22 protein-coding genes are annotated in these 24,751 nt (G+C 56.8%); 10 read left to right on the top strand and 12 right to left on the bottom strand.

Features of this window, described 5'->3' with window-relative positions; genetic code table 11:
* The first annotated feature begins 8 nt into the window (after positions 1 to 8).
* Positions 9 to 1,397, top strand: a complete 1,389-nt coding sequence (gene pntB, locus DDA898_RS00245; RefSeq protein ID WP_038909805.1) for a Re/Si-specific NAD(P)(+) transhydrogenase subunit beta — start codon at positions 9 to 11, stop codon at positions 1,395 to 1,397.
* 87 nt (positions 1,398 to 1,484) lie between these two features.
* On the opposite strand, the gene uspE is transcribed toward pntB, so the two are convergent.
* The 6 genes from uspE to sodC form a co-directional block, all read right to left on the bottom strand.
* Positions 1,485 to 2,450, bottom strand: a complete 966-nt coding sequence (gene uspE / locus DDA898_RS00240) for a universal stress protein UspE (protein WP_013317982.1) — start codon at positions 2,448 to 2,450, stop codon at positions 1,485 to 1,487.
* A gap of 133 nt (positions 2,451 to 2,583) precedes the next feature.
* Entirely contained in the window at positions 2,584 to 3,336 is a 753-nt protein-coding gene (gene fnr / locus DDA898_RS00235) for a fumarate/nitrate reduction transcriptional regulator Fnr (protein ID WP_013317981.1), read from the bottom strand.
* Positions 3,337 to 3,499: 163 nt separating this feature from the next.
* The gene (gene ogt / locus DDA898_RS00230) at positions 3,500 to 4,039 is read right to left on the bottom strand and encodes a methylated-DNA--[protein]-cysteine S-methyltransferase (protein ID WP_038909804.1); all 540 of its coding nucleotides are present in this window, start codon (positions 4,037 to 4,039) and stop codon (positions 3,500 to 3,502) included.
* Positions 4,040 to 4,212: 173 nt separating this feature from the next.
* Complete coding sequence (locus tag DDA898_RS00225) at positions 4,213 to 6,156, bottom strand: methyl-accepting chemotaxis protein (RefSeq protein WP_038909803.1); 1,944 nt, start codon at positions 6,154 to 6,156, stop codon at positions 4,213 to 4,215.
* 65 nt (positions 6,157 to 6,221) lie between these two features.
* Entirely contained in the window at positions 6,222 to 6,482 is a 261-nt protein-coding gene (locus DDA898_RS00220) for a hypothetical protein (protein WP_038909802.1), read from the bottom strand.
* 1 nt (position 6,483) lies between these two features.
* Positions 6,484 to 7,008, bottom strand: a complete 525-nt coding sequence (gene sodC, locus DDA898_RS00215; protein WP_013317977.1) for a superoxide dismutase family protein — start codon at positions 7,006 to 7,008, stop codon at positions 6,484 to 6,486.
* 456 nt (positions 7,009 to 7,464) lie between these two features.
* Between sodC and DDA898_RS00210 the strand changes: the two genes are divergently transcribed.
* A complete protein-coding gene (locus tag DDA898_RS00210) occupies positions 7,465 to 8,034 on the top strand; it encodes a hypothetical protein (RefSeq protein WP_038901242.1) in 570 nt (189 codons plus the stop codon).
* A gap of 234 nt (positions 8,035 to 8,268) precedes the next feature.
* On the top strand, positions 8,269 to 10,245 hold the full coding sequence (locus DDA898_RS00205) for a methyl-accepting chemotaxis protein (RefSeq protein ID WP_038909801.1): 1,977 nt from the start codon (positions 8,269 to 8,271) through the stop codon (positions 10,243 to 10,245).
* 92 nt (positions 10,246 to 10,337) lie between these two features.
* Here DDA898_RS00205 and ulaA read toward each other — a convergent pair whose 3' ends face one another.
* Positions 10,338 to 11,615, bottom strand: a complete 1,278-nt coding sequence (gene ulaA / locus DDA898_RS00200; RefSeq protein ID WP_038909799.1) for a PTS ascorbate transporter subunit IIC — start codon at positions 11,613 to 11,615, stop codon at positions 10,338 to 10,340.
* Positions 11,616 to 11,850: 235 nt separating this feature from the next.
* Positions 11,851 to 12,357: a phenolic acid decarboxylase gene (locus DDA898_RS00195; RefSeq protein WP_013317972.1), complete on the bottom strand. Its 507-nt coding sequence runs from the start codon at positions 12,355 to 12,357 to the stop codon at positions 11,851 to 11,853.
* A 167-nt stretch (positions 12,358 to 12,524) separates the two neighbouring features.
* Between DDA898_RS00195 and DDA898_RS00190 the strand changes: the two genes are divergently transcribed.
* Complete coding sequence (locus tag DDA898_RS00190) at positions 12,525 to 13,418, top strand: LysR family transcriptional regulator (RefSeq protein WP_013317971.1); 894 nt, start codon at positions 12,525 to 12,527, stop codon at positions 13,416 to 13,418.
* A 56-nt stretch (positions 13,419 to 13,474) separates the two neighbouring features.
* Here DDA898_RS00190 and DDA898_RS00185 read toward each other — a convergent pair whose 3' ends face one another.
* Positions 13,475 to 14,599 (bottom strand): ROK family protein, encoded by a 1,125-nt coding sequence (locus tag DDA898_RS00185; RefSeq protein ID WP_038909798.1) that lies wholly within the window; start codon positions 14,597 to 14,599, stop codon positions 13,475 to 13,477.
* A gap of 349 nt (positions 14,600 to 14,948) precedes the next feature.
* Here DDA898_RS00185 and DDA898_RS00180 point away from each other — a divergent pair, with 349 nt between their 5' ends.
* The 6 genes from DDA898_RS00180 to DDA898_RS00155 all read left to right on the top strand — a co-directional run bounded on the left by DDA898_RS00180 (position 14,949) and on the right by DDA898_RS00155 (position 20,654).
* Positions 14,949 to 16,031 carry an ABC transporter ATP-binding protein gene (locus DDA898_RS00180; protein ID WP_038909797.1) on the top strand — a complete coding sequence of 361 codons (1,083 nt, stop codon included), beginning with the start codon at positions 14,949 to 14,951 and terminating at the stop codon, positions 16,029 to 16,031.
* Positions 16,028 to 16,882, top strand: a complete 855-nt coding sequence (locus DDA898_RS00175) for an ABC transporter permease (protein WP_013317968.1) — start codon at positions 16,028 to 16,030, stop codon at positions 16,880 to 16,882. Before DDA898_RS00180 ends, DDA898_RS00175 begins: the two co-directional genes overlap by 4 nt.
* 3 nt (positions 16,883 to 16,885) lie before the next feature.
* Complete coding sequence (locus DDA898_RS00170) at positions 16,886 to 17,719, top strand: ABC transporter permease (protein ID WP_038909796.1); 834 nt, start codon at positions 16,886 to 16,888, stop codon at positions 17,717 to 17,719.
* Between the two features lie 35 nt (positions 17,720 to 17,754).
* Positions 17,755 to 18,888, top strand: a complete 1,134-nt coding sequence (locus tag DDA898_RS00165; RefSeq protein WP_201765860.1) for an extracellular solute-binding protein — start codon at positions 17,755 to 17,757, stop codon at positions 18,886 to 18,888.
* Between the two features lie 159 nt (positions 18,889 to 19,047).
* Entirely contained in the window at positions 19,048 to 19,806 is a 759-nt protein-coding gene (locus tag DDA898_RS00160) for a glycerophosphodiester phosphodiesterase family protein (protein ID WP_038909795.1), read from the top strand.
* Positions 19,807 to 19,889: 83 nt separating this feature from the next.
* Positions 19,890 to 20,654, top strand: coding sequence for an inositol monophosphatase family protein (locus tag DDA898_RS00155; RefSeq protein ID WP_013317964.1), 765 nt, complete (start codon positions 19,890 to 19,892; stop codon positions 20,652 to 20,654).
* Between the two features lie 75 nt (positions 20,655 to 20,729).
* Here DDA898_RS00155 and DDA898_RS00150 read toward each other — a convergent pair whose 3' ends face one another.
* From DDA898_RS00150 to DDA898_RS00140, 3 genes are all read right to left on the bottom strand, one after another.
* Positions 20,730 to 22,286 carry a ferritin-like domain-containing protein gene (locus DDA898_RS00150; protein ID WP_038901235.1) on the bottom strand — a complete coding sequence of 519 codons (1,557 nt, stop codon included), beginning with the start codon at positions 22,284 to 22,286 and terminating at the stop codon, positions 20,730 to 20,732.
* A 115-nt stretch (positions 22,287 to 22,401) separates the two neighbouring features.
* On the bottom strand, positions 22,402 to 24,240 hold the full coding sequence (locus DDA898_RS00145) for a GMC family oxidoreductase (RefSeq protein ID WP_038909794.1): 1,839 nt from the start codon (positions 24,238 to 24,240) through the stop codon (positions 22,402 to 22,404).
* Positions 24,237 to 24,695, bottom strand: coding sequence for a hypothetical protein (locus DDA898_RS00140; RefSeq protein ID WP_038909793.1), 459 nt, complete (start codon positions 24,693 to 24,695; stop codon positions 24,237 to 24,239). Before DDA898_RS00140 ends, DDA898_RS00145 begins: the two co-directional genes overlap by 4 nt.
* Positions 24,696 to 24,751 lie beyond the last annotated feature (56 nt).

Raw genomic sequence — 24,751 nt, 5'->3', positions numbered from 1 at the left:
GGTAACGGATGTCTGGAGGACTAGTGACGGCAGCGTATATCGTTGCTGCAATTTTGTTTATTTTCAGCCTGGCTGGCTTATCCAAACACGAGACGTCCCGTCAGGGGAACATTTTCGGCATCAGCGGGATGACCATTGCGCTGCTGGCGACCATTCTTGGGCCGAACGCCGGCAACGTGGGGTGGATTATCGCGGCGATGGTGATTGGCGGCGCTATCGGCGTGCATCTGGCTCGCAAAGTGGAAATGACCGAGATGCCGGAGCTGGTGGCGATTCTGCACAGTTTTGTCGGTCTGGCGGCGGTGCTGGTCGGTTTTAACAGCTTTATCGGCGAAGGCGATATTGCCGACCCGATCATGGAAAATATCCATCTGACCGAAGTGTTTCTGGGGATTTTCATCGGTTCGGTAACCTTTACCGGCTCGATCGTCGCGTTTGGCAAGCTACGCGGTTTGTTCTCATCTAAACCGCTGATGTTGCCTAACCGTCATAAGCTGAATCTGCTGGCGCTGGTATTGTCATTCCTGCTGTTGCTGGTGTTTGTTAAAACCGGCAGCGTAGCAATGCAGGTGTTTGCGCTGTTGCTGATGACGCTGATTGCGCTGGCGTTTGGCTGGCATCTGGTGGCGTCTATCGGCGGCGCGGATATGCCGGTGGTGGTTTCCATGCTGAACTCCTATTCCGGTTGGGCCGCGGCGGCCGCTGGCTTCATGTTGAGCAACGATCTGCTGATCGTTACCGGCGCGTTGGTCGGGTCTTCCGGCGCCATCCTGTCTTACATCATGTGCAAGGCGATGAACCGGTCGTTCATTAGCGTGATTGCCGGTGGTTTCGGTACCGATGGTTCTTCCACCAGCAGTGATGAGGCGGTGGGCGAGCATCGTGAAACCACGGCGGAAGAGGTGGCGGAACTGCTGAAAAACTCCACGTCGGTGATCATTACACCGGGGTACGGCATGGCGGTGGCGCAGGCACAGTATCCGGTGCATGACATTACCGCCAAACTGCGGGCGCGCGGCGTCAACGTGCGTTTCGGTATCCACCCGGTGGCCGGGCGTTTGCCGGGGCATATGAACGTGCTGCTGGCGGAAGCCAAAGTGCCTTACGACATTGTGTTGGAAATGGATGAAATCAATGATGATTTCGCTGATACCGACACCGTGCTGGTGATCGGCGCCAACGACACCGTCAATCCGGCGGCGCAGGAAGATCCGCATAGCCCGATTGCCGGTATGCCGGTGCTGGAAGTGTGGAAAGCGCAAAACGTGATTGTGTTCAAACGGTCGATGAATACCGGCTATGCCGGTGTACAGAACCCGCTGTTCTTCAAGGAAAACACCCAGATGCTGTTTGGCGATGCCAAAGAAAGCGTCGAGGCGATTCTGAAAGCGCTGTAATCCCGCCAGGCGGTTGGTTGCAGCAACACAACGGGGGCCATCTGGCCCCCGTTGTCATTTAATGGTGTGTGCGACGAACGGCAGCCGTCAGGCGTTTTCGTCCGGGTGGTCGGCTTCCCCTTGCAAGGTCACCGGAGAGACGAAATCGTCCGGCTTGATAGCCAGCAGATCGCACTTCAGGTGATCAATCACATGCTCCACCGTGTTGCCGATAAACGCAGCGGACAAACCGGTCCGCCCCAGCGATCCCAGCACCACCACGCCCGCTTGCAAATGTTCTGCCAGGTCGGGAATCACTTCTTCCGGCAGCCCTTTTTCCACATGGGTAACCCGCTCGTCCAGGTTGAATTTCTGTCGCAGTGATTTCATCGCCAGCAGGTGCTGACCACGAATGGCGCCGTTGTAAACGCCGGGGTCGAAATCCGGCAATTCGATGGCGATATTGATGGGCGTGACCGGATAGGCGCCCACCAGATGGACCTCGGTCTGATTGACCTGCCGGGCCAGATCCAGCGCTTCCGACACCAGCTTGATATTGAGCGGATCGTGATACGGGTCTTCGCTGGCCAGATTGACCGCCACCAGCGCACGGCTATCTTCCGGCCACGGCTGATCTTTCACCATCCACACCGGGCAAGGGCATTTACGCAACAACTGCCAGTCGGTCGGAGTGAAAATCACCGCTTCCAGCCGGTCGTGCTGATGAGCCATTTTGAGCAATAAGTCGTGTTTGCCGGCAATGACCTCCTGAATAATGGCTTCATAAGGTTTGTTATGCCAGACTACCTTGATATCAATAGCGATTCCCGCATCAAGATAGTATTTACACTGTTCCGCAATCCATTCGGTTCGTTGGGCGATAACCCCTTGTCTCATCTCGGTTCTTTCATCCGGAGAGAGCAGGGTGGTCATTTCGTAGGAAAAGTCGTAAATAGGCAAAAATGCCTTGATACGGCCACCAAGCCGCTGGACCAGATAAACGGCCCGTCGTAACGCGGGCTGGTCATCCTGATTGGGGTCAATAGCTACCAGTAAGTTCTGATACTTCGCCATAGCTCCTCCTGTTGGCTGTCACGCTGCAGCCTGCCCGTTAAGAGTAACGCAAGGAAATCGCTTTGAACAACTGGTGATGAAGACCGGATCGACAATTCAGAGCAATCATTGATCCGGTCAGGGGATGGGGGTGCTACGCTTTGCTACGTGAGTTGCCGGCCAGTTCGGCCAGCGTTTCGATATTTTCGATGGTGATGTATTTGCCTTTCACCGCCAGCATGCCGCTTTTCTGGAAACGGCCGAGCAGGCGACTGATGGTTTCCACCGTCAGGCCAAGGTAGTTGCCGATGTCGCCGCGGGTCATGGTCAGGCGGAATTCGCGAGGTGAGAAGCCGCGCTGGGCGAAACGGCGGGACAGGTTGTAGATGAACGCCGCCAGTCGCTCTTCGGCGTTTTTCTTTGACAACAACAGGATCATGTCCTGATCGCCACGGATTTCGCCGCTCATCAACCGCATCATCTGCTGACGCAGATTAGGCATTTTGCCGGACAGGTCATCCAGCGTTTCAAACGGAATCTCGCACACCATGGAGGTTTCCAGCGCCTGAGCAAAGCTGGGGTGCTGGGCGTTGCCGATGGCGTCGAACCCGACCAGATCGCCCGCCAGATGGAAACCGGTGATCTGCTCGTCACCCTGTTCGGTGATGGTGTAGCTTTTGATGGTGCCTGAGCGGATGGCGTACAGTGATTTCAGTTCATCACCGGCCTTGAACAACGCTTGCCCTTTCTGGATGGGTTTCTTCCTTTCGATGATGTTGTCGAGCTGGTCAAGTTCATGCTCGTTCAGCGTGAAAGGAATACACAGCTGGCTGATGCTGCAGTCCTGACAATGGATTGCGCAACCGCCAGACTGAATGCGTCGGATTATTCGCTTTTCAGGAATCATAGACTTTACTCAGGCGATAATTGATATCGGTCAATTTTAACAGCTTTTATTGAGTCTGATAAGATCTGCTATCTCTGGAACTGACCAATAAATAGTGAGCTTATTAATATTTTTACCATCACATTCGGATTTTTTACCCTGCGGCTACATCATCCACGGTAAGTTAATGGTCGGTATTGAATAAATTCCGCTGTGGCAAATACCCTTCGTGGGTTAATAACCATTGTTTGCGATGAATGCCGCCGGCATAACCGGTGAGCGCGCCTTGCGCACCGATAACACGATGGCAGGGGACCACGATGCTGATCGGGTTGGCGCCATTGGCCAGACCAACGGCGCGCGCGGCGCCCGGTTGGCCGAGTCTGGCGGCCAAATCGCCATAAGTGGTTGTACTGCCACAGGATATAGTGCGAAGCGCCTGCCATACCTGGTGCTGAAAGTCGGTGCCGGCGGCGGCTACCGGCAGCGTTTCAATGATATGCAGGTCGCCGGCGAAATAGGCGCGCAGAGCATCGGTTAATCCACCAGGATTATTACAGGCTTTTAACACGAATGGATCGTGGCGATAACGCTTATTCAGAGATTGAGATAATTTTTCTTCATATTCACGCCATTCCACCGCCCTAAGGTGATAATTTTCATCGGCAATCAATAATAATTCCCCGATGGGCGTTGGTAGCGTGTCAAATAAAAATGTCTGCATGGATATCGTGTTGTGAAACGTCGGCCAATTACGATGACGTGGTGACCTGATTTAAGCGTGGTCAGCATTGTCGCTTTAATAGCGCTGTCTGTCACATAAAAACTGCATGATTTTTCAGGGAAGCGCCGGAGGCGGCGGGTGGGAAGAACGGCCGCCGCCGGTTGAGGGCCGATTTAGGAGGAGGCGAGTTTTTGCAGGGTGGTCAACTGGTTGACGGCATCCTGCATAGCATCCATACCTTTGGCAAGATCCTTCAAATTACCCAGGTTAGCGGTCATATTGGACCGGTCTTTCTCGGTTTCCGCGCTCATATCGGCGATTTGATTCGCCGCCGAGATGCTTTTATCCGCCATCTGCGTTGTCGTCGTTACCGTCTGCTGTGCAATGGTGCGAATATGCGCGATGGTTTCAACGGCTTCGTTGATGCTGTGAGTGGTGGCATCCACCTGCTCTTTGGATGAGCTGGCCAGTTTGCGTACCTCGTCGGCGACCACGGCGAATCCCCGGCCCGCCTCGCCGGCGCGCGCGGCCTCCACCGCCGCATTCAGCGCCAGCAGATTGGTTTTATCCGCAATGGCGTTAATGCCGCTGGTGATATGACTGATGCCTTTTGAAATACGCTCCAGATCGTTGAGGCCGGTTTCAAGCCGGATCTGCGCTTCCTGCGTCTTTGCGGCGGATTCGCTAATCGCGCGAATACTGGTCTGGGCCACATCCAGCGTATCGCTTTGTCGTAACGTTGCCTGCTCAAGCTGCGGCATGGCCGTTAGCAATGGCGCCAGCGCCTGCTCGTAATCGACCACTTGTTTGACCACCGCGGACTGAATGTCATGCAAGGCTTCCCAACGCCGCAGGGAACGCTGAGCGTAGTGGCCAGCATACGCGGCGTATTCGACCGGGAAGTGCGTCATCGCCTTAACATCACGACTGAAAAATGCCAGCGCAGATAGCGTCTGGTTGATCGGCACACCCAGAATTTCACCAAAACTGGAAAAACCCGCCGCGGGGACCTGATCAAAGAATTGGGCCTGTTCCAAATTGGGGTTGCCCGCACGGCGTAGTACACAGTCATTGAGTAGAACAAGATCCGGTTTGCCATATTGCGATATGAACTGTTGCCAGTCCCGCTCGGTTGTGGCGATAAAATCCGTTGACTGCATAAGATACAGACGGTCGCCAAACTCCAGATCGCAGAAAAAGGCAATGCGGTCTTCTTTAATCGATGCGATGGATCGGACGAAGTATTCATCGTTGACTTTAACCGCAAAGGTTTTTCCTGTCAGATGCTGGCTGATTTGGTTCGGCGGGCAGCGCAAACATGAGGCGATCGCCTCAATGATGGGTTGCTCATGGCCGTTGGCGTCAAAGACGGACTTAACCGTGCGGGCGACGGGGTCGGCTTCCGCCACCAGCCAGCTTTGTTTTGTCGGATCAAAGTTCTGGCTCTTGAACGGCGCAAAAGACTTACCGGGCGCCATCTGGCAGAACACAATCACGGCTTTTCCTTGCAGCACCGTATTGTCCGCACCGATGTAGGTTCCGCTGAAATCGAGCCGCCCGCCTGCCGCGCCGCCAATGGTCAGACAGGGGAAACGGCGGCAGGCATACCAGGCTTGCATCAGAAACCCTTCCGACGCAGCCAGGCCATCGCAATAAATCAGCGCAAACGTGTTATCCGAAGAGAGCGGCAAACTGACATCCAGGCGTTCCAGTTCTTGCCTGATGGCATCGATCCTGGCGCGGGCGCTGGGTTTGTCATGCATGTGCAGATCCACCAGATGCACTTCATGTTTAGCGATCAGTGATTGGGGCATCCACAGCCAGCTGCCATACGGACCGTTCATGTCGCAGTAAGTGGAATTATTGCGCTGGCTGCATAATGCGCCGGTGGAGGAAAGGGTGATAACGGTGCGATGGGGGGCAGAGAAACGTTGCCAGGCGCGGTTGACCTCTGAAAAATTGGCTTCAGGTGGCACAAATACCAGCAGCAACCCCGGTTTTGATGGTAACCCGAGGGCTGACAGCGAGGAGGGTAAAGCATCGCAGCGATAGGCCCCACGTGCAGGGCGGTTCCTTTTTAAACCCGGGATTGCGATATGGCTCAGGAAAGATGACATGATATTCCCACTCCCTATATTTAAATTAATTTAATGGGAAGCACAGTTCATCCTACGAGATGCTTTCAGGGTATAGGGTGATCTCGATCACCTGCTATCAACGGTATAAGCAAGAAATTCATTTCCGTGTACAGGATCACATCGGTAATAACCTTGGCATCAATAAGGTAATAAGTGGTGATAGAAATGATTAATAACGACAGATTATAATTAATAAAATCTAATGTTTTCGGTGTTTTATCAGGAATGCCGCGCAAACAAAGGGGGACTGAAAAACGTGCAGAGATGGCCGACGCCGCCGGTTGGGCCGCGTCGGTTGACAACATGTTATTGAATAACGCCGCAGGCGATACGCATGCCGCCGCCGCCCAGCTCTTTTGGCATATCCGAGTAGTTATCGCCGCCGGTATGGATCATCAGCGCGTGGTTTTTCACCTCCGATAGCGATTTCAGCCGTGGTGCCAGCACCTCGTAACTGGCGGTGCCGTCGGCATTGACCACCAGCCCCGGCAGGTCGCCAAGGTGGCCTTTGTCGTTGTAAGGGCCAAGATGTTTGCCGGTTTTTTGTGGGTCCAGATGGCCGCCGGCCGCCAGTGCCGGCACCTTGTTGCCGTTCTGCTCGCCCGGCGCGCAGCTGGCGTTGGCATGCACGTGGAAGCCGTGAATGCCCGGCGGCAATCCTTTCAGGCTGGGGCTGAACAGCAGGCCGTATTCTGTTTCGGTGATGGTAATATCACCAAGCGTATTGCCGTCTCCGGTCGGCAGCGCCTCTTTTAGCGTTACCGTGGTGCTTGCCGCGCCGGCTATCGCGCTAACGAACAGGCTGGACAGAATCAATGCTTTCAGTTTCATGATGTTCCCTTCTTTTCCATTGTCATGGGTTTTCAACGTGTTGGTTCACTGCACCGCGCAACCGGCGGCCATGCAGAGGACTGAGTCGTATCGGGTCACCCAACAAAACTATAGTTGCCGTGGTACAGTGCGCCAGTCTTTTAAGTGACGTTGTCACTTATTGATTCGCTGTTGATCACCGAGTGATGCGGCAAAAGGCGTGTATAACCTGCTCTGGGTTCGGCTTCGTTGCTGATGTGCATGTAGAGCGGAACAGGGTGAACGGATGAGCGCCGGGAAAATGCCGCGCGGCGGGCTACCGATGGTCGCGCTGAATTGCGGATACTGCGTCAGAGCAACCGAATTGCGGTAAAAATTGACGCTATCACACTGATAAAAAAACAATTCGATATATAGTGTTATCAGGGGATGGTTTGTATCAAAAAATCAGACGCATTTATTAAAGGAGAGAAGAACATGAGTAAGGGCGTTATAACGAAAGGGCTGTGCGGTCTGTTGCTGGCTATGCCGCTCTATGGTTTTGCCGACAACGGCAATCCGGACCTGATCGCCGGTTATACCTCTCAACAGCTGGGCGACGCACTGCCGGCCGTTGTCGATGGTTTGAAACGGCAGAAGGTGGAGGTGGATGCGAAAGAGCATTCGGTGCAGGCGGAGTATGTGGATACCGCAACCAAGCGTAAGGCGCTGGTAACCGTTTATATGCCGCCATTGACCAACGGGCAGACGGCGGCTGGCGATAGCGAACTGGATGTCGTGGTCGCCAGTTCCGAGAAAGAGATGCTGCGCCAGCGTATCCGGCCGGAAAAAAAGGATCTGGTCGCTGACGGCACGCCGAAGTTCCGTTGCCTGCTGACCATTCTGAATGACCAGGTGGTGCATTCGCTGTGCTCTGCCGTGGTGAAAGGTCGCATCATCGAAATCCAGCCGGTAACGCTGGTGGACAACAAAATGTTTGAGCCGGCCCAGCAGCGTCAGGCCAGTACAGTTCTGGCGATTGGCAAAAGTCTGGCGGCGGTCAAATAATCCTATTTCCTTGCCCGACTGCTTAGCCCTTGCCTTCCGGCAGGGGCTTTTTGGGTGTTGATTAACGCGGTTTGATGATGAGAGCCAATCACTTCTGATTGCAATAAAGCATTATTTTGCGTTAAGTGTGATTCTCGTCACTAGATTTTGCTAAAAAAACATCATTATCTTCCGATAAGTAAAAATATCTGTCGCCTTTATCACGGCGCATTCCACCCAGTCGGAGAAGCAAGGATGAGTGTGTTTGGGAATTATGTGCGAAATCTAAAGATCTCTCACAAGATGTATGGCGGATTTGGCCTGGTGCTGCTGCTGGTTATTCTGGCGTCGGCCTTCAGCTCGGTTCGTTTTTTCATGATTCAGGATTTATATATTAAAAGTTCGATCATGAATGAAATGGGAAACTTTATTGATCTTACCCGAATTGCCCGGATTAAATTCACGTATACGCTCAATAATGACAACCTCAACAACCTGAATAAATACCTTGAACAGGCTCGTCAGCTAAATGAAAAAGCCAACGCGCTGCGCTGGGATGCGACGTATCAGAGCGATTTCAGCAATGTGGCGCAGGACTTTACGGAATACGCCAAAAATATCGATCGTGTCAAAAGCAGTGTTGACGGCATGAACGATGTCACCAAAGAGATCGCCGCGCTTGACCAGAAAGAAGCCCTGAGCGATGCGTTCTACGTCAGTTCTAGCGATATCAATCTGTTACGGCAATATCATCAGACCAGCGTGCTCTACGCACAGTTGGTGGATAAAGTGCATCTGTTGCAAAAAGAAGGCAGCGAAGCGGCGTTTAAATCGATGCAGGGCGTTTATGATCAGGCGAAAAAATCCTTCGACGGCCTGAATGGATTGCTCCCTGCGGAGGCTAAAAATAGCGTCAGCGAACTCGGTAGCCGAATTGAGCGCTATAACCAGAGCGGCGTGAAATATAACGATAAGGTTAATCAACTGAGAACGACCGATTCCGCGCTCAGAGCGACCGGGGATAAGCTGATTAACGACATCGACGGGATTCTCAAAAAAATCGGCGCTCGTAACAACGATATTATCAATAACTCGGTATTCCAGACGATTATTTCCGGCATTGCCGCCGCAGTGTTGGGGCTGTTCATTGCCTGGTCGGTCACCCGCCAGATTACCCGACCGGTGATCGCCAACCTGAAACTGGCGGAGAAGATCGCCGGCGGCGATCTGTCGGCCAGCGTGGTGGTGGAGCGTCATGATGAACTGGGGCAATTGACGCTGGCGATGATGTCGATGACTGAAAAACTGCGCCAGCTGATCGCCGACATTCGGCACAGCGTCTACAGCGTGGCGAAAGCCTCTTCGGATATCGCCGCCGGCAACAACGACTTGTCTTCGCGTACCGAGCAGCAGTCGTCGGCGATTGTGGAAACCGCCGCCAGCATGGAACAGTTGACCGCTACGGTGAAAAACAACGCCGACAATGCCCGCCATGCCAGCCAGATTTCCGAGCAGGCTTCCGGTAACGCCAATCGGGGCGGTGAGATCATCCACAAGGTGATTCAGACTATGGATGACATCTCCGGCAGTTCGAAAAAGATTTCCGATATTACCACCGTCATCAACAGCATTGCGTTCCAGACCAATATCCTGGCGCTGAACGCCGCGGTGGAAGCGGCGCGCGCAGGGGAGCAGGGGCGCGGTTTCGCGGTGGTGGCCGGTGAAGTACGCAATCTGGCGCAGCGCAGTTCTCAGGCGGCCAAAGAGATTGAAGGGCTGATTTCAGAATCGGTGACCCGGGTCAATACCGGGACGGTGCTGGTGTCGGATGCGGGGAGCGCGATGGATGACATTATGGCATCCGTTAAGCGGGTCCACGACATCATGGGCGAAATCGCTTCGGCGTCGGATGAACAGAGCCGTGGCATTGCGCAAATAGGCGCGGCGGTATCGGAAATGGACACCACTATTCAGCAGAACGCTTCGATGGTGCATGAATCGTCCGCGGCGTCGAATTCGCTGGAGGATGAGGCGGCGAATCTGTCGCGGCTGGTGTCGGTCTTCCGCCTGTCGCCACAGGATGAACCGGCGCTATCCGGCCACGCCCCGGCGCTGGTACGCCCGCGGATGACGGATAGCAGCGCGCGGATGACAGATAACAGCGCCCGTACCGCCGCGTTGCCCGCCGGCCGTCCAGCCAGCTCGTCATCGGATAACTGGACGACGTTCTAAGCCGGCGTTTCGGTATCACCAAGAAAAACGGCAGGCCACCAGAGCCTGCCGTTTTGTTTTGATGGATTGTTTGGGGTGGATTGAACGAGACGTCAGTTAAACCAGCGCAGCAGATGATCCAGAATCAGCGCCGGTAGCGTGAAATCCGGGTCGGCGAATGTGACGCCCTGCGCGCCGAGATGCGAAAACAGCGGCAATGTCAGCGCCGGCAGCACGCACAGCAGCAGGCCATTCAGACTGCTGGCGATAATCGCGCCGCGCACGCCGCCGGTGGCGTTGCCGAAAATGGCGGCGGCGCCGCCGGTGATAAAGCTGGCCATGATGCCGGGCACGATAATCGGCAGTCCAACCAGCGGGAACAGCAGAATACACACCAGCTCCACCGAGAAGCTGATCAGAAAGCCGATCAGCGTGGCGTTGGGCGCTTTGGTAAACAGCACCATCACATCGACCGCCGGAATGGCGCCGGGGGCGAACACATTGGCGAAGCCCTTGAACGCCGGCACGATTTCAGCCGTGAACAGGTTTACGCCGGCCTTGGCCAGATACAGCCCGCAGGCGAAGGTGGCGGACTGTTCCAGAATAAAAATCACTACGTTTTTATCCGCCGCGCCAGCGCCGTACACCATCACCATAGCGTCGCTGATTTGCGGCCGGGTGGCGAACAGGCAGGAAAGCAGCAACAGCACCAACATGGTCAGCAGTGTGGCGACATTCGGCTCGCGGAGAAAGTCGAAGCGCTGACTGAGCGTCAGGTGCTCGGTGTTGCTGTTTTTGTTGCCGAACCATTTCCCCATATAAGACCCCAGCACATAAGACGAGATGGCGGCATGGGAAATGGCGTATTCGTTGGAACCGATGATATCGCGGCTGAACCGGCTGAGAATATAGGGCGACGCGGCCATGTAAAGGCCGATCAACAGCGAGGACACCACAATGATAGTGGTATTGCTGTAATTAAGCTGAATCAGTACCGCGGTGAAGGCAAAGGCCATGAACAGCACCAGATGCAGCGACAGGTAGATGTATTTCAGCCGGGTGAATCGGGCCAGCAGAATATTTAGCACCATGGCGAACAGCAGGATCAGCGCGGCGGTCGCGCCAATCTTGTCAATGGTCGCCGCCATAATCGCTTCATTGCTGGGCACCACGCCGACAATATCGAAGGCGTGAGAAAACAACGAACTGAAGGCGGTCAGCACTTTCATCAGAATGCTGCCGCCAATTTTGATCATGGTGAAACCGATAAAAGACAGAAACGTACCGGTAATCAGGCGGGAAAGCGGGGCGCGCTGAAACAGCAATCCGAGAAACGCCACGATGGCGATAATCACCGCAGGGGTTTTGACCAGACTAAGCAAAATATCCATATTTCTTCATCCATAAATAAAGTGAACGGTTATTCTGTAAACCGTGAAAACAGGCGGTATTCACGCGGGACGAATGATTTTTGCATTTTTCAAAATGGCGTTCCACTTCAATTTATGGCGTTGCCGGTCAATTAGGTGAAGTCTGGTTTTGCCCGATGCAGACGTATTACGTAGGGGGAATACGGTACGGCAGGAAAGAAAAAACGGCGGACCGGACGGGCCGCCGTGGGGGGACTTAACGCAGATTCTGCGGGAAATTATCCGGCAGGTCGCTGGCCGGGCAATTGATGACGCTGTTATCGTTTTCGCCGCAGTCGCGCACAAAGGTAATGGTGGCGAATTCGTCAATCACTTCAGTCGGGTAGGCCGGGCCTGCCGCACGATAGGACTCCATCAGCGGGATGTGATCGTTCTGGAAGCAGACGGTTTTTTCCGGGTTGTTGATCACCCAGCGGGGGAAGAAAATGGTGCCGTGGAAAATCCGATCGCCCAGATTGATGATCAGGCTTACGTCGGTGCCGGTTGGTTCCGTCCAGGAGATCTTGCAGACGTCGCGGGCGACGCGGGCGATAAACACTTGCTGGTCTTTCACCCAGCGATTGCCCACGATGCCGCTGTGGATACGGTAATCCAGCGTGTGGTCATTTTTCACGTATATCTCGTAATTCCAGCCGTTGTCGTAGGTATAGACCAGATGTTTTCCCACAAAACCGCTGAGATCCTGTTTGTCGAAGCTACTCATACTGTTTTCCTTCTGTTGACTTATCTGGAGTATAAAAGCGGATTAAGTTGATTAATAACGCTGTTTTTAGCGCTAATTAATTCGATAATTAGATGAATTGAGGTGATGAACCGAACGATAGGTTCGGTGCATAAACAGTCGTTAGGTATACAAAGGCGGGCTGAAGCATGGTGTTGACGAAAACCACACTGGAACAATGGACGCTGCTGCAGGCGGTGGTGGAACTGGGCGGCTTTGCCGCGGCGGCGCAAGCGTTCAACCGCAGTCAATCTTCGGTCAGCTATCAATTGTCGTTGATGCAGGAGCGGCTGGGGGTGTCGCTGCTGGCGCCATCCGGGCGCAGAACGGTGCTGACGGCGCAGGGGCAGCAATTGCTGGCGCAGGTTATCCCGTTGCTCAATGCCTTTCAGGCGCTGGAGTCGCGGGCGGAGGTGCTGCGACGTGGCGGACGAGCCAGAATCGACCTGGTGGTGGACAGCATTTTTCCCAAGTCCACGCTGTTTGGCGCACTGCGCGATTTTCAGTCTCGCCACCCGCATACGCAGGTGCACCTGATGGAGGTGCTGCGTAGTGAAAATCGGGCGCAACTGGCGGATCGTCAGGCGGATATCTGGCTGATTTCCCGGCCGTGGGACGGCATCAATCGGGGAAGGCTGCTGATGGAAATGGCGTTTGTGGCCGTAGCACGGGCCGATCATCCGTTGCACCGGTTAGCCGCGCCGTTGGCGTTTCAGGATCTCGCGGCATATCCGCTGATTGAAATCATCGACCGACAACAGCAAAAAGACAGTTTGCGTAAGCCGGCCAGCGCGGAAAACTGGACGTTCACCACGGTGGAAGCCGCGATAGAAGCGGTCATGCATGGCGTCGGTTATGGCTGGATGCCGGAGGCGCGTATCGCACCCTGGCTGGCTTCCGGCGAGCTGAAGCCGTTGTCGCTGCCACAGGGCGGTCGGCGTTTCACCCCGTTATATCTGGTGGTAGAGGAAGAAAAGCAGCCCTGCGACGCCGAGGTCGCCACCCTGGTGACGCTGCTGACGGCCGCGTCGACGCCGGTTTAAACGTGACGCCGTCACTCATAATCTCTGGTTTGCAGTTGGCTTACGCCAAACGGGCGTCAGGCGAAATAACGTGCTTTAAGCGGCATCAACGCCGCGCCAATCACCGACGGGTCGTGCTGGATCTGGCTTAGCAACAGTTGGGGATATTGGGCGGCGAGACCGTAACGTGGCGGCTGCTGGATCGGCGGCACGTCGAGCAGCATCTTGCCCAGCGCCGTCGGCAATTCACCGCCGAACACGATGGCGGCCGGGTCAATCACCGCCCGCAGCGCGTCAATCGCCCGGTTCAGGTATGGCCTGACCTCCGCCACCCAGTCGTCTACGCCCGGCCATTGCGGGTCGAACTGCTGGCGCAGGGCGCTTACCCGCTGGATATCGATACCGCGCGCATTAAGCCGCTTGATCAGTTCACCCAGCGCCGGACGGGAGGTGAATTCCTGCTCGGTATAAATGCGGCTGATCTCACCGGCATTGCCGAACGCACCGGAAAACGGCTGCCCATTGAGGATGAGGCCGGCGCCAAAGCCGTAATTGAACGACAGGTAGCCGAAGGTGGGATAGTACAGCCCCGCGCCCAGCACCGATTCGCCAATTGCGCCGGTAGTGGCGTTGTTCTCCGTCCAGACGTCCAGGTCGAACAACGTTTCCAGTTCGCTTTTGAGATCCACCAGTGACCAGTCGCGCAGCGGCTCCGGCGCATTGAACAACCGCTTTTCTTCCATCAGATAACCGGCGATGGCAAACCCGATGCCGACGACCGTCGACGCCGGAATAGCGTAGTGTTGCAGCGTCTTGCGCACCCGGTCTTTCAGCGTAAACATCGCCCGAGTGCGGTCATTCAGCGCGATATCCAGCGTTTCTTCATGCAATACCTGGCAACTGAAATCGCACAGGCAGAACGCCAGCATATCCGTATTTACCGAAATGCCGATGCTGTAGCGCGCGGCGGGCGCCAGTTCCAGCGCCGGACTGGGTTTGCCGCGTCCGTGCACGATGCATTCGCCCAGCCGTAGCAGCCCGCGCTCCAGCAGGCTGTCGATGATGCGGTGCACCGACGGTTGGGTGAGGTTGGTCAGCGGAGAAACCGCCGAGCGCATGATGTTTCGATGGCGGCGAACAATGTCCAGCACCATGCGTTCGTTCACGGTGATGCTTTCGTTATGGTGAAGTATTGACCGCATCAGACGCAGGTTCCAGCGCGAGTGTTCATGGTGTGCAGTTCCTTTTTATATCGCCAAATCGTGCAGTTAAACCAGCACCTGCGGGGCATTGTCGCTAGTGTATATCATGTTAATTATTAAACATTATGAATGATAATTGCGCCATGCATGATATGCAACCCGGAAATAAAGATAGTCACAGTGAAAATTTAGATATTTATTTTTATATCAATAGATTGATTCATGATTTTCCCATTACATTCTTGCAACATATCTGTCATTATTATTATGCATACTGCATTATAAGTTGAATTAATGACGTTTTCACCTTGCTGAACATGATGCCTTGCGACTCACGGGAGACCATGTAATGAGTAGACTGGAAGTGGAACGCGCCAGTGTGGCTTACGGTGACGTTCCTGTCCTTAGAGGGGTGTCGTTTGACGTTAACGAGGGGGAGTTCGTCACTCTGCTGGGGCCATCCGGGTGCGGCAAAACCACGCTGCTGCGCGCCATTGCCGGTTTTGTCCCGCTGGACGGCGGGCGCATTCGCATCGGCGGCCGGGAAATGAACGGCCTGGAGCCGGAAAAACGCAATACGGCGATGTGCTTTCAGTCTTATGCGCTGTTTCCCCACCTGACGGTATCGGAAAACATCGCCTTTGGGTTACAGCAGCGCAAAGTACCACGTGAGGCGTTGAGTCATCGGGTGGTGGAAACCGCGCTGACCGTAGCGATGGCCGGGCATCTGGATAAATTACCCACCCAGCTATCCGGTGGTCAGCAGCAGCGGGTGGCGCTGGCGCGCTCAATGGCGGTGCGCCCGGATGTGATGCTGTTCGACGAACCGCTGTCCAATCTGGATGCTCGGCTGCGTGAACAACTGCGGTTGCAGATCCGTACCTTACAGCGTAAGCACGGTTTCACCGCGGTTTATGTGACCCACGACCAGGCGGAGGCGCTGGCGATGTCCGACAAGGTGATCGTGATGCACGGCGGCAGCGTAATTCAGTCCGGAACCCCGCAGGAGATTTATCACCGGCCGGTTAACCGCTTTGTGGCCGATTTTATCGGCACCGCCAACATCATGGTGGGCACGGTTACCGCGCGGGATGGGGACGCCGGGCAGTATCGGGTCGACACCGCGCTGGGTGAATTCGTGGTTGCGTCGGACGAGCCGCCGGCTCAGCAGCGGGTCTATCTGTGCTGGCGGCCGGAAAACGCCTGCCTGCTGTCGTTGCCCGCGCTGGGGCAGAATATCTTCTCGCTGCGGGTTAAACGCCAGACCTTTCTCGGCAACCTGACGGATATCGAAGGTTGTCATCAGGATAGCGACAGCGTTCATTACCGGATTCAACTGCTGGGTTATCAGCCGCTGCTGGAAGGGGAAACCTATTATTTTTCACTGCCGCCCGGCGCGTTGCAGTTTTTGCGCGAAGCGGTGGCGGCATGAGATCGTCGCTGATGGCTTACCTGATGCTGCTGCCGGGGCTGGGGATCATCGTGCTGGCGATGGGCGCAGTGTTGGGGATGGCGTTTTCCCAGTCGCTGGGGTTCTTTAATTTTGCCGGCGACAGCGGGTTATCGCTGCGTTTCTGGCAAACCATGCTGACCGACGAACAGCTGTGGCGCTCTTTTTTCTACTCGGCGCGCATTGCGCTGGTTAGCGCGCTGCTGTCGGCGGCGCTGGCCTACCCGCTGGCGATTTGGCTGCGCAAGCCGTTTCCGGGGGCCGTCACCCTGCGTGCGTTGCTGAAAGCGCCGCTGCTGGTGCCGGGGCTGACCGCGGCGTTTCTGTTCGTCAATTTCATCTCTTATCAGGGGTTTCTCAACGTCGCCATGCTACGACTGGGGCTGACGGAGCGGCCGATTCGTATGCAAAACGACGCCAACGGCATCGGCGTGATTCTGTTGCAGGTCTGGAAACAGATGCCGTTTGCGTTGCTGTTGCTGAGTGGTTCGGTTCAGGCTATCGGCGACACGGTGCTGGACGCCGCCCGCAATCTTGGCGCCGGCGCCTGGGTTCGTTTTCGTCGCATCGTGCTGCCGCTGACGCTGCGGGCGTTGCAAACGGCGATGATGCTGATCTTTATCGGCGCCGCCGGTGATTTTTCCTTTCAGTCGGTGGCGGGGCCGGTCAACCTCAACTCCATGTCGCAACTGATGCTGCGGGTTCAGCAGTCGGGCGCTGAAGGCTGGAATCAGGCGGCGGTGGTGGCGGTGATGCTGATGTTGTTGTCGCTGGCGGGGGCCGGGTTGTTGGCGGTCGCGGCCCGCGCGGCCGTGCACAGAATAGGGAAATAACCGATGCAGCAGACCGTGATTGACCGACTCAACCGCCTGCTGGTGGTGGTGATCCTGCTGTTGGGGACCGTGTGGTTGATTCTGCCGTTTGCCATGGCGGTGCTGTGGTCATTGGTGGATCCGTCTCACCCGTGGGCGTACCCGGATGTCTTCCCGCCGGTGTTGTCGCTGCAGCGCTGGCGTGAATTATGGAACAACACCTCGCTGCCCGATGCGTTGTTGCACAGCTATCTGCTGGCGCCGATGGTGACGCTGACCTGCCTGCTGCTGGCGATGCCGACCGCTTATGCCTTTGGCCGCCTGTCGTTTCCCGGCAAAGGGCTGGCACAGGCGCTGACGCTGCTGCCGATCGTGTTGCCGGGGTTCGTGGTGGCGGTGTTCTTCTCCTCATTGCTGATGCGCCTGGGGGTGTACTCGCGGTTCATGGGGATTTTCCTCGGTCATACGGTGCTGTTTCTGCCGTACGCCATCCGCATTCTGAGCGTCTCTTTCAGTCAGGTCCGGCAGGATCTGGTGGATGCGGCGCGCAACCTGGGCGCATCCCGGCGGGAAATCTTCCGGGTGGCCTACTGGCCGGCGCTTCAATCCGGGGCGCTGGCGGCGATAATCATGGTGTTCATTCTGTCCATCGAAGAGTTTTCCGTTTCCTACATTGTGGGCGCGCCCGACTTTATCACCGTGCCGACCATTCTGTATTCGTACCTGGGTTATAACTTCATTCGGCCTAATGCGGCGGTGGTGTCGCTGATTCTGGTGGTGCCTAACGTGTTGTTGATGCTGCTGATGGAGCGCTGTCTCAGACATGTTCCGGCGTCTGCGTTCGTCAATAAGGGATAACGATGATGCCGCTTAATCATTCAGGGGAATCTTGCATGTTCATTCGACTCAGTCTGTCAAAAATAGGGCGACTGGCGGCGTTGCTGGTACTGTTGCTGCCGTTACTGCGGGTGCAGGCCCAGACGCCGGATTTGTCTAGCCTGTCCTGGCAGGCGGTGGAAGCGCAGGCGCGTCAGGAAGGTCAGCTTGTCTGGTTCAACTGGTACTATCAGGACCGATTGCGCGAAGAGGTGAAGGCGTTCGAGAAACAGTATGGCATTCGGGTCACCATTCCCGATGGCGAGGCGATGGCCAGCATCAACAAACTGCTGGCGGAGCAGCATCGTGAGCAGGGCGATATCGACGTGATCTCGGTGGGCGGCAGCCAGTTCGGGTTACTTAACGGACCCAAACTGTTCTGGGGGCCGCTCAAAGCCCGATTGCCGGCCGGCGACAAACTAAGCTACCAGATCGAAGGGGTTGATACCCAGGGCTACGCGGTGGCGTTCTGGGGCAATCAGACCGTGATCGCCTACAATTCTGCGCGCATCGACACGGCCGATCTGCCGCATTCGCTGCCGCAGTTCGAACAGTTTTTGGTGAAAAACCCCGGTGAATTCACCTTTAACGTAGAGAATGGCGGCTCCGGTCCGGCGTTTATCGAATCCGTTACCCGGGCGTTGGTCACCGACGTCAACTACCGTGACGGCAATGCCGCGCCGGCGGTGTTGCAGCGGCTTGCGCCCTCCTGGAGCTGGTTCAACCGTTACAAAGGCAGCATGGTGATCAGCGCGTCCAATGCCGACAGCATCACCCGACTGAATGCCGGCGAATTTAAGCTCGCCGCTTCATGGGAGGATTTGGTGCTGTCGCTGCAACACAAAGGCGAAGTGTCGCCGGATATCAAATTCTACCTTCCTGATTTTGGCATGCCGGGCGGCGGCAATGTGGTGGGGATCCCGGCCAACGCCAAACATAAGGCGGCGGCATTACTGTTCATCCACTGGCTGACGCAGCCGGACACGCAACGGCGCTTTCACTCGCAGTTCGGTACGGCGCTGCTGACGCCGGCGGACGACGGCGCTCAGGCGACGGATTCGCTGGATCGGTCGCGCAGTTTCGCCTGGGCGGCCAAGCCATTGGGCGACGAAATCAAAAAGCAGTTTATTCAAAACGTGATGCTGAAATGACATCGCGCGGCCTTGTTATGACGCTTGACGTGATGACGTTTGAACAACAGACGTTTAAAAACCGTTTGTTGTATCCGACGCGGGCAAGGCCAAACGCATTTTTAATTCAACATATTTTCTTACTCAACACCGATGTATTGAAACACCAGGGAAACCATTATGTCTGATGTGATAACCGATCACCTTCGTCACCACCGCGTGGTGAATGATGCATTAATCGCCCACCGCGGCGCCTCGGCGCTGGCGCCGGAGAATACGCTGGTTGCCATGCGTAAGGCGGCGCAACTGGGGGCAAAGTGGCTGGAGGTGGATGTCAAACTGACGCGGGATCGCCAGCCGGTGATCATCCATGATGATCGGGTGGATCGCACCACCAATGGGCGCGGTCTGGTCGCCGGCCTGACGCTGGCGGACATTCGCCAGCTGGAGGCGCGCGCGCAATTCGGCGACGCGTTCGCCGGGGTAACCATCCCGACGCTGCAGGAGCTGATTGCATGCGTGCTGGAGCTGGATATGGGATTGCAGCTGGAACTGAAACCGACCGCAGGCGACGACGTGGAAACGGCGGAGGTGGCGCTGGGCGTACTGAAATCAATGTGGCCCGCCAACCGCGAGCGGCTGTTTCTGTCGAGTTTTTCCGTTCGTTCCATTCAGGCGGCGGCGCGGCTGATGCCGGATGTACCGCGGGCGTTTGCCGTGGTGGTGCCGCCCAGGCGCCCGGTGGCGTTGTTGCAGGAAACCCATTGCCAGATTTTGCACTGCCTGTCGGAGCTGCTGGATGACGAGGCCCAGCACATCCTGGCGGACAGCGATATCGAATACGCGGTGGCAGTCGTCAATGATGCCGCTCAGGCCCGGCGCTTCCTCGATAATGGCGCCCAGACGATCCTGTCTGATATTCCCGATTTGCTGGGTTGATAACCAAGCTGGGGTGAGAACCAAGCTGGGGTGAGAACCAAACTGGGGTGAGAGCCAAAGTGGGTTGATAACCGGAGGATATAATGTCTGATTTGCAGTTGCGCTTTGAGACCGCCAACACGGTCATGGAGGAAGCGGCGTTGCTGGCAAGGCAGTTGTTTGCCCGGCGTGACAGCGTGGTGGTGGAACAGAAATCCGCCAATGATTTTGTGTCGGATGCGGACCGGCAGGTCGAGCAGTTGATCCGCGACCGTCTGCGGGAGGCGTTTCCGCAGGACGCTATTCTGGGCGAAGAAATGGGCGGCGAAGCCGGCGATAGTTTCTGGGCCATCGACCCGATAGACGGCACCACCAACTTTTTGCGCGGTTTGCCGCTGTGGGGCATTTCGATCGGGTATGTCGAAAACGGGCTGGCGATGGTCGGCACCGTTGCGTTGCCGATGTTGAACCTGACGCTGTCGGCGGCGATAGGCTGCGGCGTATGGCGTAACGGGATGCCGTATCGCCGTCAGGTGCCGTTCAGCGAGGTTCGGCTGGTGGCGCTGGGGGAAAGTAATAAGTGGGCGGCGGCGGAAGTGGCGATGCTGGACGGCTACCTGCGTGATGAAGGCTGGGCGGTGGCGCGCTATCGCTGCGCTACTGTCGGACTGGGGTTTGCCGCGTTGGGGTTTACTGACGGTTACGTGGAGAAAAACACCAGCATCTGGGATATCGCCGCCGGGGTGGTGATCTGTACGGAAGCCGGGCTGGTGGTGAAATATCGCGGAAGTTATGAGGTGGGCGGTATGCATGTGGCGACCGCCATCCCCGACGTGCAGCAGATCGTGGAGCCGTTCTTCAGTCTGTGAGGCGAAAAAAGTCTGTGAAGCGAAAAAAAAGCACCGCCGGGCTGGCGGTGCGGGAAAGAGAAGAAATCGTGCGCGTTACTTGTTGATGAACGAGCGCGGTTTCGGCGGCGTAGCGGCCAGCGCGGCCTGAATACGCATCGGGTTGAAGTAGTTGCGCATCAGCCGGATACGGTGGTCGTCGGTGAACTCATAGCGTATCGCCCAGTCGTAACTGTAAGGCACGCGGGTGGATTTGGTGATCCCCTGCTGGCTGCCGTAAGCCATTGCCTGATTGTCGCTGAAGAAGACTTTTTCCACCACTTCGCTGCTGAATTCTACCGTCTGGCTCATCAGCGACCAGAAACGGGAGAAACCTTCGTGGCCGTAGAACACGCCGGTATAAGGCACATCCACCGGGCCGGTCATGTCCCACACCAACTGTTCGCTCAGGCAGGTGAGCGCCATCGGCAGGTCGCCCGCGGCATAGGCCTGACCGAGTTTCTCCAGCGTAGCCTGGTTGTTGGAGAACGTGACCGCCTGACTCTTGGCCTGAAAACGCGGCGGCGGCGGCGGGGTATACTCGAACGTCGGCGCCGCGCGGTAGGCGTTGTCGCCGGGGAACGGATGGGAGACGATCGCCCGGAAATCCTCCCGCAGCGCGCCCATCGCCATCACCGCCGGGGTGAGTTTTAACGGGCGGCCGGACAGCGCCAACTGTAGGTTTTCCAGCAATTCGCAGTAGCGACGGTTGAAGCGCACAATCGCCTTGTGCAACTCGCCTTCCGGATAGTCGCTGACTTTGGCCGCGCTGTGGGTTCTGACGGCCTTGTCCCATTCGATCGTCAACGGTTCGCCGGTCGGGCCGCTGGCGATGGTGTCGCCGTGGGCGTACAGCCGCTCGCAGTAGATTTCGTTGAAGCGATAATAGTGCGGGACGTCATTGTCTTCGCCCTGCCAGATATTGTGCGGCGAGCCTTCGCCCTGATCGCAAATCTGACGCAGGCTGGCGACCGCGCTGTCCAGATCGGTCACCGGAATGACGGCGCCGTAGGAACCGTGGCAGAACTGCTCCGGCTCAATCTGGCGGGTGGGGTCGCCGCAGAACACGGCCTTTTCGCCGAAAGATTCCACCGCCGCCCGCAGGCGTGATTCGATATAGACGTAGTATTCGCCGATCGACATGTCGCTGCAGACATGGCTGGCTACCACGTCCGGACGCACGTATTTCGGGTGTTCGATTTGCATCGCCTGATGTATGGCGTGCTGAGAAAACGGGTGTAGCTGAATTTCCAGATCTTCGATGCCGAACGGCAGCGTGGCCGGGTAATCGGGCAAAAAATCGTGGCCGCTGATATTTGGCGTGCCGCCCACCGCATTCAGCAGGTTGCCGACCATGACAAAATGCAGCATTTCTTCAATCACGACGGAATGAATCACCTCGGGGACACGCGGATCGATGTCGTCATTCATCGTATAAAGCATTGTAAGGTAGGGGGGGATTACCGCGTGTTCCAGCACCATCGCTTTTTGCAATAAGTCCCGGATATCGTCTAACTCGTGCGCCAGATCCTTATGGCTGGTTAATTTGACGTAGCCTTTTTCCCTGAACATAGCATCCAAATCTTGGTGTGTGGCGTGTTCGTTTAAGTTCATGATGTTATTCCGTCTTAGTCAGTGGCGGCAGTGACGAAGTGTGTAGTTAGTCTTATCTATTTATTCGTAGCATGAAACCCGAATATCATCATCTTTTGTAGCGCTTTTTTCGCGTTTAACGTGTGCTGGCACACATTCTGTCCAGTTCGGAAAGAATTGTGCGCGCGGCCCATAGCGTCAACGCCGCCAGCGTCAGGGTGGGCGGCGCCGTTCCCATGCTGACCATGTTGCCGGCTCCCACCAGATAGAGATTCTTATGAATCCAACTGCGTTGCTGGCGATCAACCACCGAATGATGGGGCGAGCTGCCCATACAGTGCGTGCCGGCGATATGCCCGGCGCCGACAAACGCCAGCGGCTGCCCCTGACAGGTAAAGTAGCCGGGGTCGTCGGGCGAGTAATGACTGTGATCGCGAATGCCGGCGTGCCGGCAAATCTGGCGCATAGCGTTGCCGGCGCGCGCGACGCCGGTGCGGGTGTACAGCGACAGGTCATAGTGGATGACCGGACGATGATTGCCCAGCGCGTCGCGGTAGTCAGGATGAATGGTCACCCGGTTATTGTATTCCGGCAACTGTTCCACCAGGCAGCGGGCGCTGAATTGCCGCGACAGCCGTTCGCGCATTTGGCTGCGTAAGCGGGCGCCGCACAACGGCTCCGCCAGCAGGTGTTCGATATCGTGGTATAAGGCGTTGACCGGCCAGCGCCAGCCGTCGTTGCTCAGCTCGATGCGATAGGCCGCGCGATGCGCGCGGGCCGGGCCGCCCCGCATGGCTTCAATCCCCGAAGTGGCGAGCGGGCCGCGCATCGGCCACAAGGGCGCGTCGGCCCGGCCCCAGACCGGCAGTACCGGGTGATCCATCAGATGACGCCCAACCAGATCGTTACCTTTACAGGCATCGGACGCCAGCAACAGCACCGCATTGGCAATGGCGTTGCCGGCCAGCACATAGCGTCGGGCGCTGACGGTATGCAGGTGATGCAATGCCGTTTCCTGATGCACATAATGGCGAAACTGAACGCCGGTGATGGCATCGGTCGATGGGTCGATCAGCAACTTGTGCGCTACGCTACAGGTGACGACGTCCAGCAATGCCGGATCGGCGTCTTCCAGCGTTTTCAACGCGTTGTAGCGAGCCTGCGTCGGGCAGAGCGGCGTGCAATAGCTATTGCCGGAGCAGCGCAGGCCGAGATGCGGGCTGCCTGCCGCGCCGCGAGGATGATAGCCGCGGCCGTGTTCGTAACCGGGGTGCGGCACGCCGTTGCGCGCGGACGGCGTGCCGCGCAGGGTCAACGGTGTCGCCTGTCCGTCTTCCATAACCGTCATGCCGTTGAGGCGGCGCGCCAGCTGTCGATCGCCCCAGGCAGGGGGCAGACCTTGCATCGGATAGACATAATCCGGCGGAAACCGGATTCCCAGATACGCCTGTTCCTCTACATTGGCCGAGACGCCCAGTTCGTACTCCGCCGCCCGATACCAGGGTTCAAGATCGTTGTAGCGCAACGGCCAGTCCAGCCCGATACCGTAGCGGCTTTGCAATTCGAAATCTTCCGGCAGCATGCGCATGGCGCTGCCGAGCCACTGTAGCGACGTGCCGCCGAGCTGGCGGCAGTAGGTGGAACTGAATGGTAACGGACCACGTTGCACCAGATAGCCGCGGTCGTCATAGCCGTCGGGCATCAGGGGCTGGAGGGCGGTATCGTGCGGCGCCGGCGCGTTGACGTTACGTGGGCCGGATACCTGATGGTTTTTGCCCGGATGCTGGCGATAACGCTGCAGCGTATGCCGGTATCCGGCGTAATGCAGGTTATCACCGTCGCCGGCCTCCAGTATCAGGCAGCGTTTTCCCCCGCGGGTCAGGGTTTTTGCCATCAGCGAACCGGCAATGCCGCCGCCGACGATCACCACGTCGTAATCGGTCTGCTCAGCCTGATGAGGGGTGATGAGATTCATCCGCGCGTTCTCCACTCCGCAATGGGCGGTTCGGCCCAGGCGCCGAATTCCTGCTGCCGGATCGCCTGCGGGTGGGCGTGGATGGCTTGCCAGATCAACGCCTCGCGCCAGGCGGCGTCGCTGAGAAAACAGGCGGCGGCGTCCGACTTCGAAGAAATGGGCACCCACTGGCCGGTGTACCATAAACGCAGCAGGCTGCGGGCGACCGGGCCGAGCGTCAGCGATGTCAGCACCGTGGCTTCCAGCCAGTTGAGCCGTAATGCGTCATCATCCGGTTGCGCCGCAAAGTCGTGCAGCAGTTGTTTGAACGGTGCGGCGGCGTTGTGCTGCAGCCAGGTGAAATAATCGTGAGCCAGTCCGGTGCCGGTCAGTTCAAACTGACTGAAACCGGTAAGCAGGGCGGATAGGGTCAGAAAATCGTCAAAGGCGGTGTCGGGTTCACTACTGTTACTCATGATGTGTTACCTGTGCCATGTCGTGAACAGCTGAGAGAAAACCGCGCGTCTGAGCG

Origin of the sequence: Dickeya dadantii NCPPB 898 (genome assembly GCF_000406145.1) — a bacterium.
Classification (GTDB): Bacteria; Pseudomonadota; Gammaproteobacteria; order Enterobacterales; family Enterobacteriaceae; genus Dickeya; species Dickeya dadantii.
Note: the sequence above shows the minus strand (reverse complement) of the source record. Positions and strands in the feature narration are given on the sequence as shown.

What these genes read in the sequence shown, in the direction of transcription:
- fnr (WP_013317981.1), bottom strand. Translation starts at nt 3,336, where the DNA reads ATGATTCCTGAAAAGCGAATAATCCGACGCATTCAGTCTGGCGGTTGC.
- DDA898_RS00160 (WP_038909795.1), top strand. Translation starts at nt 19,048, where the DNA reads ATGTCTGATGTGATAACCGATCACCTTCGTCACCACCGCGTGGTGAAT.
- DDA898_RS00180 (WP_038909797.1), top strand. Translation starts at nt 14,949, where the DNA reads ATGAGTAGACTGGAAGTGGAACGCGCCAGTGTGGCTTACGGTGACGTT.
- DDA898_RS00220 (WP_038909802.1), bottom strand. Translation starts at nt 6,482, where the DNA reads ATGTTGTCAACCGACGCGGCCCAACCGGCGGCGTCGGCCATCTCTGCA.
- DDA898_RS00210 (WP_038901242.1), top strand. Translation starts at nt 7,465, where the DNA reads ATGAGTAAGGGCGTTATAACGAAAGGGCTGTGCGGTCTGTTGCTGGCT.
- sodC (WP_013317977.1), bottom strand. Translation starts at nt 7,008, where the DNA reads ATGAAACTGAAAGCATTGATTCTGTCCAGCCTGTTCGTTAGCGCGATA.
- DDA898_RS00155 (WP_013317964.1), top strand. Translation starts at nt 19,890, where the DNA reads ATGTCTGATTTGCAGTTGCGCTTTGAGACCGCCAACACGGTCATGGAG.
- DDA898_RS00185 (WP_038909798.1), bottom strand. Translation starts at nt 14,599, where the DNA reads ATGCGGTCAATACTTCACCATAACGAAAGCATCACCGTGAACGAACGC.
- DDA898_RS00165 (WP_201765860.1), top strand. Translation starts at nt 17,755, where the DNA reads ATGTTCATTCGACTCAGTCTGTCAAAAATAGGGCGACTGGCGGCGTTG.
- DDA898_RS00150 (WP_038901235.1), bottom strand. Translation starts at nt 22,286, where the DNA reads ATGAACTTAAACGAACACGCCACACACCAAGATTTGGATGCTATGTTC.
- DDA898_RS00190 (WP_013317971.1), top strand. Translation starts at nt 12,525, where the DNA reads ATGGTGTTGACGAAAACCACACTGGAACAATGGACGCTGCTGCAGGCG.
- DDA898_RS00145 (WP_038909794.1), bottom strand. Translation starts at nt 24,240, where the DNA reads ATGAATCTCATCACCCCTCATCAGGCTGAGCAGACCGATTACGACGTG.
- DDA898_RS00205 (WP_038909801.1), top strand. Translation starts at nt 8,269, where the DNA reads ATGAGTGTGTTTGGGAATTATGTGCGAAATCTAAAGATCTCTCACAAG.
- DDA898_RS00225 (WP_038909803.1), bottom strand. Translation starts at nt 6,156, where the DNA reads ATGTCATCTTTCCTGAGCCATATCGCAATCCCGGGTTTAAAAAGGAAC.
- ulaA (WP_038909799.1), bottom strand. Translation starts at nt 11,615, where the DNA reads ATGGATATTTTGCTTAGTCTGGTCAAAACCCCTGCGGTGATTATCGCC.
- uspE (WP_013317982.1), bottom strand. Translation starts at nt 2,450, where the DNA reads ATGGCGAAGTATCAGAACTTACTGGTAGCTATTGACCCCAATCAGGAT.
- DDA898_RS00175 (WP_013317968.1), top strand. Translation starts at nt 16,028, where the DNA reads ATGAGATCGTCGCTGATGGCTTACCTGATGCTGCTGCCGGGGCTGGGG.
- DDA898_RS00140 (WP_038909793.1), bottom strand. Translation starts at nt 24,695, where the DNA reads ATGAGTAACAGTAGTGAACCCGACACCGCCTTTGACGATTTTCTGACC.
- DDA898_RS00195 (WP_013317972.1), bottom strand. Translation starts at nt 12,357, where the DNA reads ATGAGTAGCTTCGACAAACAGGATCTCAGCGGTTTTGTGGGAAAACAT.
- pntB (WP_038909805.1), top strand. Translation starts at nt 9, where the DNA reads ATGTCTGGAGGACTAGTGACGGCAGCGTATATCGTTGCTGCAATTTTG.
- DDA898_RS00170 (WP_038909796.1), top strand. Translation starts at nt 16,886, where the DNA reads ATGCAGCAGACCGTGATTGACCGACTCAACCGCCTGCTGGTGGTGGTG.
- ogt (WP_038909804.1), bottom strand. Translation starts at nt 4,039, where the DNA reads ATGCAGACATTTTTATTTGACACGCTACCAACGCCCATCGGGGAATTA.